13 protein-coding genes and 1 rRNA gene are annotated in these 15503 nt (G+C 64.7%); 1 reads left to right on the forward strand and 13 read right to left on the reverse strand.

Translation table 11 applies throughout. From position 1 onward, the window contains the following. The 13 genes from ACQCVD_RS12100 to ACQCVD_RS12160 all read right to left on the reverse strand — a co-directional run. Positions 1–105: ribosomal RNA gene (locus tag ACQCVD_RS12100) — 16S ribosomal RNA — on the reverse strand; the annotation flags it as partial. A gap of 618 nt (positions 106–723) precedes the next feature. Beyond that, a complete protein-coding gene (tyrS, locus tag ACQCVD_RS12105; protein WP_426824022.1) occupies positions 724–1989 on the reverse strand; it encodes a tyrosine--tRNA ligase in 1266 nt (421 codons plus the stop codon). Positions 1990–2034: 45 nt separating this feature from the next. Next, positions 2035–2223: a Trm112 family protein gene (locus tag ACQCVD_RS12110; protein WP_426824023.1), complete on the reverse strand. Its 189-nt coding sequence runs from the start codon at positions 2221–2223 to the stop codon at positions 2035–2037. Between the two features lie 299 nt (positions 2224–2522). Next, positions 2523–3956 carry an argininosuccinate lyase gene (argH, locus tag ACQCVD_RS12115; RefSeq protein ID WP_426824024.1) on the reverse strand — a complete coding sequence of 478 codons (1434 nt, stop codon included), beginning with the start codon at positions 3954–3956 and terminating at the stop codon, positions 2523–2525. A gap of 36 nt (positions 3957–3992) precedes the next feature. Then, a complete protein-coding gene (locus ACQCVD_RS12120; protein WP_426824025.1) occupies positions 3993–5192 on the reverse strand; it encodes an argininosuccinate synthase in 1200 nt (399 codons plus the stop codon). 94 nt (positions 5193–5286) lie between these two features. After that, entirely contained in the window at positions 5287–5787 is a 501-nt protein-coding gene (locus tag ACQCVD_RS12125) for an arginine repressor (protein ID WP_426824026.1), read from the reverse strand. Between the two features lie 43 nt (positions 5788–5830). Beyond that, positions 5831–6790: an ornithine carbamoyltransferase gene (argF, locus tag ACQCVD_RS12130; protein WP_426824027.1), complete on the reverse strand. Its 960-nt coding sequence runs from the start codon at positions 6788–6790 to the stop codon at positions 5831–5833. Positions 6791–6797: 7 nt separating this feature from the next. Continuing rightward, positions 6798–7979: an acetylornithine transaminase gene (locus ACQCVD_RS12135; RefSeq protein WP_426824028.1), complete on the reverse strand. Its 1182-nt coding sequence runs from the start codon at positions 7977–7979 to the stop codon at positions 6798–6800. Next, the gene (argB, locus tag ACQCVD_RS12140; RefSeq protein ID WP_426824029.1) at positions 7976–8920 is read right to left on the reverse strand and encodes an acetylglutamate kinase; all 945 of its coding nucleotides are present in this window, start codon (positions 8918–8920) and stop codon (positions 7976–7978) included. Before argB ends, ACQCVD_RS12135 begins: the two co-directional genes overlap by 4 nt. Before the next feature lie 12 nt (positions 8921–8932). After that, the gene (gene argJ / locus ACQCVD_RS12145; RefSeq protein ID WP_426824030.1) at positions 8933–10093 is read right to left on the reverse strand and encodes a bifunctional glutamate N-acetyltransferase/amino-acid acetyltransferase ArgJ; all 1161 of its coding nucleotides are present in this window, start codon (positions 10091–10093) and stop codon (positions 8933–8935) included. A gap of 41 nt (positions 10094–10134) precedes the next feature. Beyond that, entirely contained in the window at positions 10135–11178 is a 1044-nt protein-coding gene (gene argC / locus ACQCVD_RS12150) for an N-acetyl-gamma-glutamyl-phosphate reductase (protein WP_426824031.1), read from the reverse strand. Positions 11179–11412: 234 nt separating this feature from the next. Beyond that, positions 11413–12678 carry a hypothetical protein gene (locus tag ACQCVD_RS12155; protein WP_426824032.1) on the reverse strand — a complete coding sequence of 422 codons (1266 nt, stop codon included), beginning with the start codon at positions 12676–12678 and terminating at the stop codon, positions 11413–11415. A 187-nt stretch (positions 12679–12865) separates the two neighbouring features. Next, positions 12866–13435 carry a YdcF family protein gene (locus tag ACQCVD_RS12160; RefSeq protein WP_426824033.1) on the reverse strand — a complete coding sequence of 190 codons (570 nt, stop codon included), beginning with the start codon at positions 13433–13435 and terminating at the stop codon, positions 12866–12868. 948 nt (positions 13436–14383) lie between these two features. Here ACQCVD_RS12160 and ACQCVD_RS12165 point away from each other — a divergent pair. Then, complete coding sequence (locus tag ACQCVD_RS12165) at positions 14384–15502, forward strand: NAD-dependent epimerase/dehydratase family protein (RefSeq protein WP_426824034.1); 1119 nt, start codon at positions 14384–14386, stop codon at positions 15500–15502. The last annotated feature ends 1 nt before the right edge of the window (position 15503 follow it).

Below are 15503 nucleotides of genomic sequence, written 5' to 3' on the forward strand. Positions count from 1 at the left end.
CCCGTTCGCCACTCGAGTACCCGCAAGCGGGCCTTTCCGTTCGACTTGCATGTGTTAAGCACGCCGCCAGCGTTCGTCCTGAGCCAGGATCAAACTCTCCACAAAAGAACCACCCCACAACAAGGGGGCGGCCCATCAGGCGTGAAAAGCCCGACAACCTGACAAACAAACCACACAACCACATCACTGCGGCCATGCTGGCATTATCCATCAAAAAATTACTGATCAACCACCAGACCCCACCCGACGGGGTGAACGGGCCCGGTGAAACTATCGTCGACCATGCCACACCACGACACCCCGAAGGGCACCGCGTTCTTTACCGTGACAGGTGTGACCCTGCCACCCGGCATGACCCACCCCCACCACCATCAGGGATGATGCGGGCACGACAAACAAAAAATATGAATGGCACACTATTGAGTTCTCACACAACATCAACACACAGAACTTCAATCCCCTCGGGGATCTTCGTCTCTGCGGCTGGAGTTATTACCCTACGCTGATCATTCCGAGAATGTCAACTGGAGTTAACTTCCGCTTCAACTCGGTGTTTCCCACCTCGTTGCGGCGACGTGGATTAATTTACACATGCTGTCGATGTTTCCGCAATTCCGCTGGTAGGCGGCAAAAACCCCGCATCACGTGGTCGTGATGCGGGGTCGTGAGGTGGCGTTGCAGGAATGCGACGCCTGTTGCGGTAGTCCGCTAGTCGGCCGGTACCTACCCGTTGATGCGCACTCCGGCGAAGTTCTTCTTGCCGCGACGTAGTACGAGCCAGCGACCGTGCAGGAGATCTGCGTCAGCAGGTTCCCACTCCTCCCCGGAGATCCGCTCGTTGTTCACGTAAGCGCCACCTTCTTTGATGGCACGACGGGCCGCACCACGGGAATCAACTAGTCCCGCCCCCACCATCAGGTCCACGATGGTGCGGTCCTCGCCTGCCTCGATCTCCAGGACGTCGGTTTCCGAGAGTGCGGATTCCAGGGTCTTCTCGTCAAGATCCGCGAGATCCGCCCGGCCGAACAGCGCCTGCGAAGCCAGCTCGACAGCCTCCGTCGCTTCCTCGCCGTGAACCAGGTTCGTCATCTCGCGGGCGAGACGCTTCTGGGCCTCGCGCTTGAACGGGCGCTCAGCGACCTCGTTCTCCAGCTCGGCAAGCTCGTCCTGGGTGAGGAAGGTGAACCAGCGCAGGTAGCGGATGACATCGGCGTCCGCTGCGTTGATGAAGTACTGGTACCAGGTGTACGGACTGGTCATCTCCGGGTCGAGCCAGAGGCTGCCACCGCCGGTGGACTTCCCGAACTTCTTGCCCTCGGAGTCGGTGACCAGCGGGACCGTCAGCGCATGCACGGATTCTCCATCGATACGACGGTTCAGGTCCACGCCGGCGACCAGGTTTCCCCACTGGTCGCCGCCGCCGACCTGGAGGGTGCAGTCGTAGTTGCGGCGCAGCTGCACGTAGTCATTGGCCTGGAGCAGCATGTAGGAGAACTCGGTGTAAGAGATGCCGTCGTTTTCCAGGCGCCGCTTCACGGTGTCGCGGGACAACATGGTGTTCAGGGAGAAGTGCTTACCCACGTCCCGCAGGAAATCGATCACGGACAGGTTCTTCGTCCAGTCATTGTTGTTGACCAGCTGGGCGGCGTTATCGCCCTCGAAACTGACGAACCGCTTCAGCTGCCCGGTGATCCGGTTCGCCCAATCAGCAACGGTGTCCGCGTCGTTCATGCTGCGCTCACCGACGTCTCGAGGATCGCCGATCATCCCGGTGGCTCCCCCGGCGAGAACGAGCGGCCGGTGTCCGGCCTGCTGGAAGCGAGCGAGCATGAGCAGCGGGACGAGGTGGCCCGCGTGCAGGGAGGGCCCGGTCGGGTCGAAGCCGCAGTAGAGGGTGATCGAGTCTTCCTCGGTTGCGTTGCGGAGGGTGTCGAGGTCGGTGGACTGGTTGATCAGGCCACGCCAGCTGAGTTCATCGATGATGTTCATGGTGAGGGAGCTTTCTTGTCGGTCTTGGAGTTGTGGGACGCCTGCTCAGGCGGATGGGGTGTCGGTGGGCCACTCGACGGCTTCATCGATCAGCAGCACCGGGATTCCGTCGTCGATGCGATAAGCGATGTTGAGCCGTTCGTTGACCAGTACCTGTTCGTTCTCCAGATACTTCAGCGGCCCCTTGTCCTTCGGACAAGCGAGGATATCCAGCAACTTTGGATCAAGACTCATGGTCATTGATATTAGCGGCCCGCATGGTGCGCGTCCTCACGACCCCGCGCTATTTCCCCGGTCAGCCGGGCCCGGATCCACCGAATTGCAGGTGACGCTTGTCCCGGTGCTTTCCGGATGAGGGGACTGTCCGCCGCCGGGCCGCTCCATATCCCCTCCCACCGGCGCAGCGCGCCCCCGACGGTTCAAGGTGCCGGAGACGCGCGCTGAACACCGGAGACGGGGGTTCACATCCAGTGAACGCAGTAAGACGGGGCGACCGGTGCCCCCGGTCGCCCCGTCTTACCTCAACAGGGGGTTCAGTCTCGGACCGGAGTGTTCGCCCACTTCCGGCCCGCGGCAGACGCCTGAGCAACGCGCTCGCGCTGCTCGGTCACTCGCACGCCGGCGGTGCCTCCCCGGGTCGAGCGAGACGCCACAGCCCCGTCGATGGTCAGCACCTCACGCACGTCGGGGGTCAGGCGCTCATCGACGCCCGCCAGCTCGGCGTCGGTGAGGTCGACCAGGTCGACGCCGCGTTGCTCTGCGATGCGCACGCAGGCGCCCGAGGCCTCGTGGGCTTCACGGAACGGCACGCCCTGGCGCACCATCCACTCGGCCAGGTCGGTGGCCAGGGTGTATCCGGCCGGGGCGAGCTCGCGCATCCGTTGCTCATCGAAGGTCAGGGTGGAGACCAGGCCCGTCATCGCCGGCAGCAGCAGCTGCAACTGGGCGACCGAATCCACGATCGGTTCCTTGTCCTCCTGCAGATCCCGGTTATAGGCCAGCGGCAGCGCCTTCAGTGTGGACATCAGGCCGGCCAGATTGCCGATGAGCCGACCGGTCTTCCCGCGGGTCAGCTCCGGAATGTCCGGGTTCTTCTTCTGCGGCATGATCGAACTGCCGGTGGACCACTCGTCGGAAAGGGTGACGTATCCGAACTCGGGTGTGCACCAGGCGATGATCTCCTCGGACAACCGGGACATGTCCACCGCGATCTGGGCCAGCACGAAGGCGGTCTCCGAGGCGAAGTCGCGCGAAGATGTGGCGTCCAGCGAGTTGTCGGCCGCGGAGTCGAAACCGAGTTCCGCGGCGATCGCCTCCGGATTGAGTGACAACGACGAACCCGCCAGGGCACCGGAGCCGTAGGGCGAGACCGCCAGGCGCTTGTCCAGGTCGCGGAGCCGGTCGATGTCGCGCAGCAGCGGATGCGCGTGGGCGAGCAACTGATGCGCCAGCAACACCGGCTGCGCCGCCTGGAAGTGGGTCTTGCCCGGCATGATCGCCTCCGGGTGGGCTGCCGCCTGAGCCACCAGGGCGTCGACCAGGTCCGTGACGGCGACCGCGGTGTCGCGGATGGCGTCGCGCACCCACATGCGGAACAGCGTGGCCACCTGATCGTTGCGGGACCGGCCCGCCCGCAGCCGGCCACCGACCTCGGGACCGACCCGCTCAATCAGACCGCGTTCCATGGCTCCGTGGACATCCTCGTCGCCCGGAGCGGGTGCGAAGGCACCACTGGCCACGTCTTCACCCAGCTTCTCCAGCCCTGCCAGCATGGTGGCCAGGTCCTCGTCGCTGAGCAGGTTGGCGGCGTGCAGCACCTTGGCGTGCGCCTGGGAGGCGAGCACGTCGTAGGGGGCGAGCACCCAGTCGAAGTGGGTGGACACGCTCAGTGCGAACATCGCTTCGCTCGGCCCGCCCGAGAACCGTCCGCCCCACAGTGCACCTTCATTTGTTCCGTGCTGTTCCATACTGGGTACTCCCCTTCCCGTTGCCTCTGCTGGTTCCTACTTGGCGTCGCGGTCGCGGCGGTTGGCGATCTTGGACGATAGGCCGTGCAGCTCGACGAAACCCTTGGCCAGGGTCTGGTCGAAGGTGTCGCCGGTGTCGTAGGTGGCCAGGTTGAAGTCGTAGAGCGAGTGGCTGGAGCGGCGGCCGTTGACGATGATGCTGCCTGCCTGCAGCACCAGACGGATGTCGCCGGTGACGTGCTCCTGGGTGGAGTCGATGAAGGCATCGAGGGAGCGCTTGAGCGGGCCGAACCAGAGGCCGTCGTAGACCTCCTCGGACCAGCGGGCGTCGATGCCGCGCTTGTAGCGGGCCAGCTCGCGCTCGACGGTGACGTCCTCCAGGGCCTCGTGCGCCTTGATCAGGATGGTGGCACCGGGAGCCTCGTAGATCTCACGGGACTTGATGCCCACCAGGCGGTCTTCCACCATGTCCAGACGGCCGACGCCCTGGGCGCCACCGCGGCGGTTGAGCTCCTCAATGGCCTCCAGGACGCTGACCGGGCGACCGTCGATGGCCACCGGTTTGCCACCCTCGAAGGAGATGACGAGCTCATCGGGGGCGTTGCCCAGTCCCGGGTCCTCGGTGTAGGCGTAGATGTCCTTGGTCGGAGCGTTCCACAGATCCTCGAGGTAGCCGGTCTCAATGGCCCGGCCCCAGACGTTCTGGTCAATGGAGAACGGCGAGGCGGCGGACTGCTCGATGGGGACGTTGTTCTCTTCGGCGAAGGCGATGGCCTTGTCGCGGGTCCAGGCGAAGTCACGCGCCGGCGCGATGATCTTCAGATCCGGGTCGGTGTCCATGAAACCGACCTCGAAGCGGACCTGGTCATTGCCCTTGCCGGTGCAGCCGTGGGCGACGTGGGTGCCACCGTGCTGCTGCGCGGCCTGCACCAGGTGCTTGACGATCAACGGGCGCGAGATCGCGGAGACCAGCGGGTACTGCTTCATGTACATGCCGTTGGCCTTGATGGTCGGCAGGCAGTATTCGTCGGCGAACTCATCCTTGGCGTCAACCACGATGGACTCGACGGCACCGGCGTCCAGTGCACGCTGACGCACCGACTCCATGTCCTCGCCACCCTGTCCCAGGTCCAGGGACACGGCGACAACCTCCCCCTCGATCATCTGCTTCAGGTAGGGGATGGCGACGGTGGTGTCGAGGCCGCCGGAGTAGGCGAGCACAACGCGGTTGGTCATGGGTTCTCCTTTGAATGTTCATGGTTTTGCGTATTGCTGTGAAGCCGCAGGTGGCAGCATTCACAGATGTTCTCGGATCAAGTCTACCGGGGGCTCAACGCTTGCCCAGCAGTTCCCCCAGCTCATGCCCCGTCATGGGGTCACGGGCCAGGACGAAGATGGTGTCATCGCCGGCGATGCAGCCCACCACCTCATTCATGCCTACCCGGTCAATGAAACTGGCCAGGTACTGGGCCGCCCCCGGCGGCGTGCGCAGGACGGCGATGTTGCCGGAGTGGTCCACTGAGACCACCAGGTCATCCAACATCCGCCGCAGCTTTTCCCGCGGCCCGCTGAGTTGCTCGGCAAGGGCCTGTTCCACCGGCCCGACGGCGTAGAATGCGCGGCCACCATCCTCGGGCCGGATCTTCTTGGCGCCGAGTTCGTCGAGGTCGCGGGACAGGGTCGCCTGGGTGATGTCGATGCCCTCGTCCAGCAGCAGTTCGGACAGCTGCACCTGGGAGTAGACCCGGGTCTTTTCCAGCACTCCCAGGATGCGGGCCTGCCGGGCGGTCCGGGTCACCGGGGCGGCGGCGGGTGTTTTCTCACCGTTCACGGATGTGTCTGCCTTTCGCTGTCATGGAGTGGACGGAGGTGGATTAACCGGCGGGCTGGTGGCCCAGCAGCCACGCCAGGAGCGCCTTCTGGGCGTGCAGGCGGTTCTCTGCCTCGTCGAACACCCGGGAGGCTGGTCCGTCGATCACCTCGGCGGTGACCTCATTGCCGCGGTAGGCCGGGAGACAGTGCAGGAAGATGGCGTCCTCCCGGGCACGCGCCATGACCTCTTCCGTGACCTGGTAAGGCAGGAACGGGGTACGCCGATCCTTGCCGTCGTCCTCCATTCCCATCGACACCCAGGTGTCGGTGATCACGGCGTCGGCGTCTGCCACTGCGCCGATGTCATCGGTGACGGTGACAGTCGCCCCCGTCTCCGCCGCACGCCTGCGGGCGCGCTCCACGAACTCCGCCTTCGGCTGAAAACCCGACGGAGCGATGACGGTGATGTCCATGCCGGCGGTGGCGAAGCCGATCATGTAGCTGTTGGCCATGTTGTTGTCACCGTCACCCAGGTAGACCGCCTTTTTCCCCCGCAGGCCCATCGGCCCCTGCTCCGGGCTGAGGTTTTCCACGCAGGTCTGCAGATCCGCGAGGATCTGACAGGGGTGCAGGTCATCCGTCAGCGCGTTGATGATCGGCACGGTGGCGGTCTCGGCCATCGCGTGGAGATTGTCGTGGGCGTAGGTGCGCCAGACTATGGCTTCCACATAGCGCGAGAGCACTGCGGCGGTGTCCTGATAGGACTCGCCCTTACCCATCTGGCTCTTGCCGGAATCGACGACGATGGCGTGGCCGCCCAAGTGGGCGATGCCGGCGTCGAAGGAGAAGCGGGTGCGGGTGGAGGTCTTGTCGAAGAGCACCGCCACGGACAGCGGGCCCTCCAGCGGGCGGTGGGACAGCGGGGCCTGCTTGAGCTCGGCGGCCAGCTGGAGCACCTCGGCCTGCTCAGTCGGGGTCAGGTCATCGTCGGCCAGGAAATGGCGGACAGGGGATGCGGTCATGGTGGTGTCAGGCTTTCTGGGTGAGTTCGTCGAGCAGGGTGGAAATGCGGTCGACGGCGGTGTCGATCTCGTCCTCGGTGATCACCAGGGGCGGGGTCAGCCGGATGACGTCGGCGGCCGGGGCGTTCAGGATCAGACCGTGGTCAAAGCCGAGCTTGACGGCCTCCTTGGCCACCGGCGCGTTGAGCACGACGCCCAGCATCAGGCCCCGTCCCCGAACCTCGGCGACGGCGTCCAACTTGTTCAGGGCAGCCGTGAAACGCCAGCCTTTCGCCGCCACGTCGGCGCAGAACTGCTCATCGACGATCTTCAGCACGGCATTGGCGGCCGCACACGCGACCGGGTTGCCGCCGAAGGTGGTGCCGTGGGCACCGGGGGCGAAGAGTTCCGCGGCCTTGCCGGTGGCCAGGGTCGCGCCGATCGGCAGTCCGCCGCCGAGCCCCTTAGCCATGGTCACCACGTCCGGGGTCACGCCCTCGTGCTGGTGGGCGAAGAAATCACCGGTGCGGCCCACTCCGGTCTGTACCTCGTCCACGATCATGAGGATGCCGTGGGTGTCGCAGAGCTTGCGGACCCCGGTGAGGAAACCTTCCGGAGCGGGGATCACACCGGTCTCCCCCTGAATCGGCTCGAGAATGATCGCCGCGGTGTCGGACGGGTTCGTCTCGACCATCTTGGTCAGGTAGTCCAGGTCCCCGTAGGGGTAGAACTCGACACCCGTGGGCAGCGGTTCGAAGGGCTTGCGCTTGTCCGGCTGTCCGGTCAGCGCCAGCGACCCCATGGTGCGGCCGTGGAAACCGTCGACGGCGGCGAGCACCCGGCTGCGGCCGGTCAACCGCGCCAGTTTGAATGCGGCCTCATTGGCTTCGCCACCGGAGTTGCAGAAGAACACGCGGGTGGACTCCCCCGCCCCCAGAAGTTCCTGCAGCCGACCGGCGGCCTCGACCACCGGCGCAGAGGCGAAGAGGTTGGATACGTGCCCCAGCTGCTGGATCTGCTCCGTCACGGCGGCAGTGATTGCCGGGTGGGCATGCCCGAGGGCGTTGACGGCGATACCTGCGAGCAGGTCCAGGTGATGGCGCCCCTCGGAATCCACCACGGTGGTCCCCTCGCCGGAGACCAGCTCCACCGGGGGCGTGCCGTAGTTGTTCATCAGGACTTCGGGCCACCGGTCCAGGGTGTCACTCACTTCTCATCATCCTTTCGCAGAACCGTACCGTCCGGGTAGTCATCGCGGTTGAAGTTGTCGGGCAGCACCATGGTGCCGATGCCGCCCATCGTCAGTAGCTCCAGCAGGACCGAGTGGGCGATCCGCCCGTCGATGACGTGCGAGGCGGCTACTCCGGCCTGTACGGCCCGCAGGCAGGACTCCATCTTCGGGATCATCCCGGAGTCGAGTTCCGGCAGCAGGTTCTCCAGCTCACTCGCGGTGATCTTGGAGACCAGCGAGTCCTGGTTCGGCCAGTCGGTGTAGAGACCGGCGACGTTGGTCAGCACGACCAGCCGCTCCGCATTGAGCGCCTGGGCCAGTGCCCCGGCGGCCGTGTCGGCGTTGATGTTGTAGACCTGCCCGTCCTCACCGGGGGCGATGGTGGAGACCACCGGAATGCGCCCGGCGTCGATCAGGTCCATCAGAGACGACGCGTCCACGGAGCTGATGTCGCCCACCAGCCCGATGTCCGTCTTCACACCGTCGACGTCGACGTGCCGTTTCCTGGCGGTGAACAGGCCGGCGTCCTCACCGGAGGTGCCCACCGCGTAGGGACCGTGCGAGTTGATCAGGCCAACCAGGTCGCGGCCCACCTGGCCGAAAAGCACCATCCGGACGACTTCCATGACCTCCGGGGTGGTCACCCGGAAGCCGCCCTTGAACTCACCCTCCAGGCCGACGCGCCGCAGCATCTCCGAGATCTGCGGCCCACCGCCGTGCACGACGACGGGCTTGGCGCCGACGGTGCGCAGGAACACCATGTCAGCGGCGAACGCGGCCTTGAGCTTTTCATCCGTCATGGCGTTGCCGCCGTACTTGACCACGACGATCTTGTCGCGGAAATGCTGCAGCCACGGCAGCGCCTCGGCGAGTACGCCGGCGCGGACCTCAGAGCTCAGGTCCTTTCCTGTGTTGTCCATGTCTGCCTTTCTTTAGGTGCTGTATGCGGAGTTGATTTCGACGTAGGCGTGCGAGAGGTCGGTGGTGCGCACGGTCGCCTCTCCCCTGCCGCCGGTGCCCAGATCGACGCGGACGTCGATGTCCGGCCCGCTCAGATCGACGTCGCGTGCCCCGGGAGCGCCGGTCGAGTCAATGCACACGGGCTGGTGGTTGAAGTAGACCGAGATCTTCTCCGGTTCCATGTCCGCGTCGGCCATGCCCACGGCGGCCAGCACCCGGCCCCAGTTGGGGTCCGAACCGAACATGGCGCACTTGAACAGGTTGTCGCGGCCCAGCGTCCGGGCGGCGTTCAACGCCTGTTCATGGGTGGCGGTGCCGAAGACCGTGATGGCGACCCGCTTGGTCACCCCTTCGGCGTCGGCCTGCATCTGCGCGGCCAGGTCAGTGCAGGCCTCGTGCACGGCTTCATTGAGCTCCTGCTGGCTGGGTTCCACACCGCTGGCTCCCGAGCCGAGCAGCAGGACGGTGTCATTGGTCGAGGTGGAGCCGTCGATGTCCAGGGTGTCGAAGGTGACGGCGGTGGCGGCCCGCAGGGCCGTGTCAGCCATCTCGGCGGTGATCTTCGCGTCCGTGGTCAGGCACACCAGCATCGTCGCCAGCGAGGGAGCCATCATGCCGACGCCCTTGCCCATACCGCCGATGGCCCAACCCTCCCGGTTGACCACGGTCTCCTTCGCCACGGTGTCGGTGGTCATGATGGACTCTGCGACGGCGCCGCCGTGGTCCCCGAGCTCAGCGGGCAACTCGTCCACCCCGCAACGCAGGATCTCCATCGGCAGCAGTTCTCCGATCAGGCCGGTGGAGCAGGCGGCGACGTCGTTTTTATCGACGCCGAGCAGCCCGGCCAGACGCTCGACCAACTCAGCGGCGTCGCGGTCCCCCTGGGCACCGTTGCAGGCGTTGGCGTTACCCGCGTTGTACAGTACGGCCGTGAGTCGGCCGTTACGGATCGCGTCGCGGGTCAGCTTGACCGGGGAGGCGACGACCCGGTTGCGGGTGAACACGCCGGCTGCGACGTGGTCGGGGCCGTCGTTGACCACCAGCCCCATGTCCGGGTTGCCGGAGGCCTTGATCCCGGCGGTCAGCGCGCTGGCGCGAAAGCCCGCCGGCGCGGTGATTCCGATGCTGCTCATGAAGGTGCCTTTCCGAAGGTGGGTGAGAGAGGATCTGGGTGTTAGGGAGCGACCGCGGCGCGCGGCAGGCCGGCGGTTTCGGGGAAGCCGAGTGCCAGATTCATGCACTGGACCGCTGCCCCGCCGGTGCCCTTGGTCAGATTGTCGATGGCCGAGGTCAACAGGAGACGATTGGCGTAGGGATCCACCTCCACCTGCACCTGGCACATGTTCGAGCCGACGATGTGCTGGGTCTGCGGCTGCTGTCCGTCTGACAGCACCTGGACAAAGGGTTCGTCCCGGTAGAACTCCTCGTAGACCTCGCGGGCCCGTTCGGCGGTGACGCCCTCAGCCAACGGTGCCGTGGCGGTGGTCAGGATGCCACGCGGCAACGGTGCCAGCACCGGGGTGAAGCTGATGGTGACGTCGCGGTCAGTCACCTCGCTCAGATTCTGCGTGATCTCCGGGGTATGGCGGTGTTTGCCGGCGGTGTTGTAGGCCTTGAGCGAGCCCATGGTTTCCGCGCCGAGCAGTGGGACTGCAGCCTTCTTACCGGCACCGGAGACACCGGTGATGCTCGTGACGGCGATGTCCGGTGTGATCAGCCCGGCCTGGACCGCGGGCAGCAGCGCCAGGGTGGCACCGGTGGGGAAACAACCGGGGACGGCGACCCGCTTGGTGCCCTTCAGCTGCTCGCGGTGTCCCGGCATCTCGGGGATGCCGTAGGGCCAGGAGCCGGAGTGCTCGCCGCCGTAGTAGTGCTGCCAGGCCTCGGCGTCCTTCAGCCGGAAGTCCGCGGCACAGTCGATGACCAGGACCCCTTCCCCGAGCTGTCGGCCGATCTCCGCGGAATGACCGTGCGGCAGCCCGAGGAAGACAACGTCGTGCCCGGCCAGGATCTCCGGGGTGGTTTCCCTCAGCGTGCGGTCCGCGAGTTGCGGGAGGTGCGGCATGAGTTCGCCGACCCGCTGCCCCGCGGAGGAGTTCGCGGTGAGCGCACCGATTTCCAGTTCCCCGGATTCATGGGCCGGATGACTCAGGAGCAGACGCAGGATCTCCCCGCCCGCATATCCCGAGGCACCGGCAACTGCGACCTTGAGTGTCATGCCAGTTAGTGTAGCAATTATGCAGCGAGATGGAAAGTATTCATCATGGGTGGGTTTCATCAGCCGGAATCTGCTGTGCCGGCGTCGCAGCTCCGGTCCATTATTCTCCCGCTCCCGAACGACGGGATCTGTGACCGGGGGCTGAGCGTCCGGACCGGTCCTCTGCGCAGCACCCGCCCACCCGCCGGCAGCTCGCCGCCGGTGCTTTGGGTCCGTATGCAGAAACAGTGGTGGTCAGGAACGGAAGGCCGGCACCCGCAACGTCGCAGCTTCAACCCCGGTTTCTGCGGTATCGCCCCACCAATTGCCCTGCAGCATCTCCTCGACCCCCCATTTTTCACGCACCTGGGTCAGGCAATCCTCCGTGCGCACGAACACCGCCGGCAGATACTCGATGAACAGTGACTGGTAGCTCATCGTGTAGCCGCCGACCTTATAGAAGACGATACGGTCCCCCACCTCCAGCGCCGGAGCATCCCGCAAGGTGGTCAACCGGTCATCCTCCATGCAGGTGAACCCGCTGATGACCTGCCGGGCACGAGGAGAGGTGCCCCGGGTGTCGACGCTGACCTCGAATGGTCGCCTGCGCCGGAAGAGCGGATCGATGTTGGTCCGACTGGCGTCGGTGACCACGAATCTGGTGTCGCCGACGTCCTTGACGTCGAGAACACTGGAGTGAAACTGGAAGGGGACGGCCACCAGAGAACCACCTGGCTCGACGATGAGACAGGTCCTCCCGATATCCACAACCGGAGCCAGCACCTCCTTGATGGCAGAGACATAGTCATCGAATGTCGGTGCGCCGTCCACGCTTCCGAAAAAGCCCCCGCCGATGTCGATCCAGTCCAGCTCCATGCCGCGGGACTCGATCAGTTCGGCGGCCACCGTGGCAGAGGCACGGTAGACCTCCAGGGTCTGGGAGCGCGAATTCCGGTGCATGTGCACACCGCTCACCCGCACGCCGGCGGCGACCAGTTCGGAGACCATCTGGTCGAATTCGCCGTTCTCCGCATTGAATCCGAAGCGGCTCCCCTCGCTCCCGGTGGTGCTCTCCCCCGGGCACCGTTCCTCCAGGTCCCAGTTGACCCGCAGCCCCACCTTGAATTCCTGCTCCGGCATCTCACGGGCGAGTTCCACGGTCCAGGCCACCTCGCGCTTGGCGTCCAGGTTGATGATCGACCCCTCCCGCAGAGCCGCACGCAGGCGTTCCCGACTCTTGATCGGCCCGTTGTAGACGATCTGCTCCGGGGCGTAGCCCAGCGCGAGAGCGAGTTCGTATTCCGTGTCCGACACCACCTCCGCCCAGACGCCACGATCCCGCATGAAACTGATCAACCAGGGCAAGGAGTTAGTTTTGAAGGAATAGGACAGGATCGAGTTCGGCCAGTGCTTGTCGAGGGCACTCTCAAACCTCCGGACAAAACTCTCAAGGACCGGAACGTCGATGACAAAAGCGGGTGTCGGCGGCTCCATTCCGGGAAACTGGCGGGGACGCTGCATGGGAATTTTCTCCTTAAGTGAGGCCTTCCAGTTGCTGGCGGTTCCCCACCGAGTATCGCAGTCGCCGAGTTACTTAGGTAGCGTTAAGAAAAGGTGTGATCAGCTCTCCCCCTGAATGGGTTTAGCCCGCGAAACCCGCCGCGGCGGCACCGACACACTGTCGGCCAGGGTGGCCCCTGTGCCGGAATCAGCAGGGACGAGTGAGCCAGAACTTCAGGAAACCTCCTGATTCACGGGCGACCTGGTACGGAATCAGACGCCAGTTGAGGTAGTCGATGCTGACCACAGTTGCCGTCACACCGGTGCATCGCGCGAAGTTCAGGTTCACCCGGTGGTGGTGGGGACGACTGGTCACCACCACGGCCGTGTCCCAGCCCTGCCGGGCGGCCAGCAGCTCGAAGGTCTGGGCCTCTCCCGTCGTGGTCGACGGCAATGGATCCATGCACCACGTCTCAACGGGATCAGGAGCCTCCCACTGGGCGCAGAGTCGGTAACCAGCCGGGTCTCTACTGCCCAAGGGGTGAGAGACCACCAGGTTGTCAGCCACGCCGGACTTCACGAGCTGCGCTCCGATGTCGTGGCGTCCATCTGTCGCCCCCGCCATGACCACGACGACGTCGACCCGCCCAGGTGTGTGCACCGGAGGAAACGTCAACCAGGCCACAAAGGCGGCGAGCATGAGGAGCACCGCCACCGCCACAACCAGCGGAATAACGCGCCAGAGGCGCTTCCGGTTGGCCTTGAATTCTGAGCGCATCATTCCCACTTTTCCGTTGTTCCGGGCTTCTCTGCCACATCGACGAAACCGTTCCCGGAGCAGTGTCTACGCGATTGTCACCGGACCTTTCAGCGCACACGGTCTGCAGGTGAGATGCTGACGAACGCTCAGGGCAGGGGTCTCCTTCGGGGCGCGCGAGAAACGACGGGATCAACTTCTGGTTGCCACACCCAGAGTGCTCAAACCGGGTTCTGCTGGCAGAGCGTCACGGGAACCCACTGGAGAACCCAGCCGATCAGAAAGACCAGTCCTCACTCTCGGTGGAGGGGCCGTCAGCCCGATACCACCTTGTCACCTAGCTTCATGCGACTGAAAGAATGGATTTCAGACTAGCCGCTCCCCTGAACGCGGTCCACAAAATAATATGCCCGTTAAAATTACCTTCCCCCTCGGAAGTAATTGATAATATTAAAGCCCTTCAATCACCCCCGTTCGGGAAAGATCCTCTGCCGCCCATTAATCATCTCTTAGGGATTGGTTTCCCTGGTTTCAGCGCCAACGCCGACTTATCTACAGTTCTCCAGAATATGTGCGATTTGTTTTCCGACACCGGAGGAATTTCGGCATGTTGAGAAGCCTGAGAGGAACTAAGGTGACAACTGGCGCAATTTATTTCCTGAGAATAACCATGGCCATCCGTTAGCCCGCACTTCGGTCCGGCTGGCCGTTGGTGGTCGGCGGAGTTTCCGTCGTGCCGGAAGTGGGTCCTCGGTGCCAGCCCCGTTCATCCTTCCGCCTCCGCCGACTTATTCCGAGCTGCGCTATGAAGCAAACCAGTTTCTTCGCGCCATCACCAGATCCTGAGGAGCACATCGTGCGTCAACCGTTACGACGACGGACGGAGTTTTTCCCGTACCGCGTAGCCACCCGAAACACCCTGCGAAACGGATTCACCCTACCCGGGAGTACCGAGGCGGTGGCCACACCTTGACCTCCCCGATCATCACCGTCATCGGCGCATCCGGATTCCTCGGATGGCACGTCCTCCTGCATGCCCGCTTGAGCGGATGCGAAATCCGCACAGCTTCGGCCCGCCCGGGACACGAGTCGGAGCTTCAGGAAGCCATCGACGGCGCAAGCACCGTAATCCACCTGGCCGCCTGCAACCGCCCTGGAGAAGGACAGACGCTCGAGGACGCCGCGGAAGCGACGCTGGCCGCCGCGCGGCGCACGGCCTCAGCCCTGCAGAACGCCACCAAGCCTCCCTCCCGCGTCGTCATCGCCGGCACCACCCAATCAGGAACCGCCTACGGTGCTGCGAAGGCGAACGGTACCGAGGAAATCATGCGGGCCGCCGGAGCAAGAAGCGCCACCACCACCGAATGGCTGCTGCCGAACCTCTTCGGTGAACATGGTCGTCCCCGCCACAACATGGTCACCGCCACGTTCATCGAGGCCCTGCTCGACGGTGAAACCCCCACGGTGAACGGCAACCACCCGCTGACGCTCCTCGCTGCCCGCCACGCAGCCGAACTACTCCTCTCCCCTGCCCCGGCCGGTCGGCTCGAGATCACCGAGGACACTGCGCCGCTGCGCCACACGACGGTCCCCGAGTTACTCGACCGGTTGCGTGCGATCCACGGCCCCTATTCCGAGCGCGGCCAACTCCCGGACCTTTCCGACGGGTTCACCGCCGAGCTCACGGCCGCGTATCTCTCACATTCCTTCCCCCGGCGTCCCTCGATCCCCCTCGTCGCGCACTCGGATCCGCGAGGGAGCTTCTTTGAAACGGTCCGGGTTGCCGGTGGTGGCCAGGTGAGCTTCTCAACCACGGTCCCCGGCATTACCCGGGGCAACCACCTGCATCTGCGGAAGATCGAACGCTTCGTCGTGCTTTCCGGCTCCGCCCGCATCAGCATTCGAAAATCGGGCACCGCGGAGCGCATTGACCTCGACGTGACTGGCGAAGACCCCGTGGCGGTCGATATGCCGATCGGCTGGAGCCACAACATCACCAACACCGGTGAGGACACCCTGTACACCCAATTCTGGATCAGCGAAATGTACGACCCCGAGGATCCCGATACTTTTCCCGAAGAGGTATAGC

Origin of the sequence: Corynebacterium halotolerans (assembly GCF_050107895.1) — a bacterium.
Lineage (GTDB): Bacteria > Actinomycetota > Actinomycetes > Mycobacteriales > Mycobacteriaceae > Corynebacterium > Corynebacterium halotolerans_B.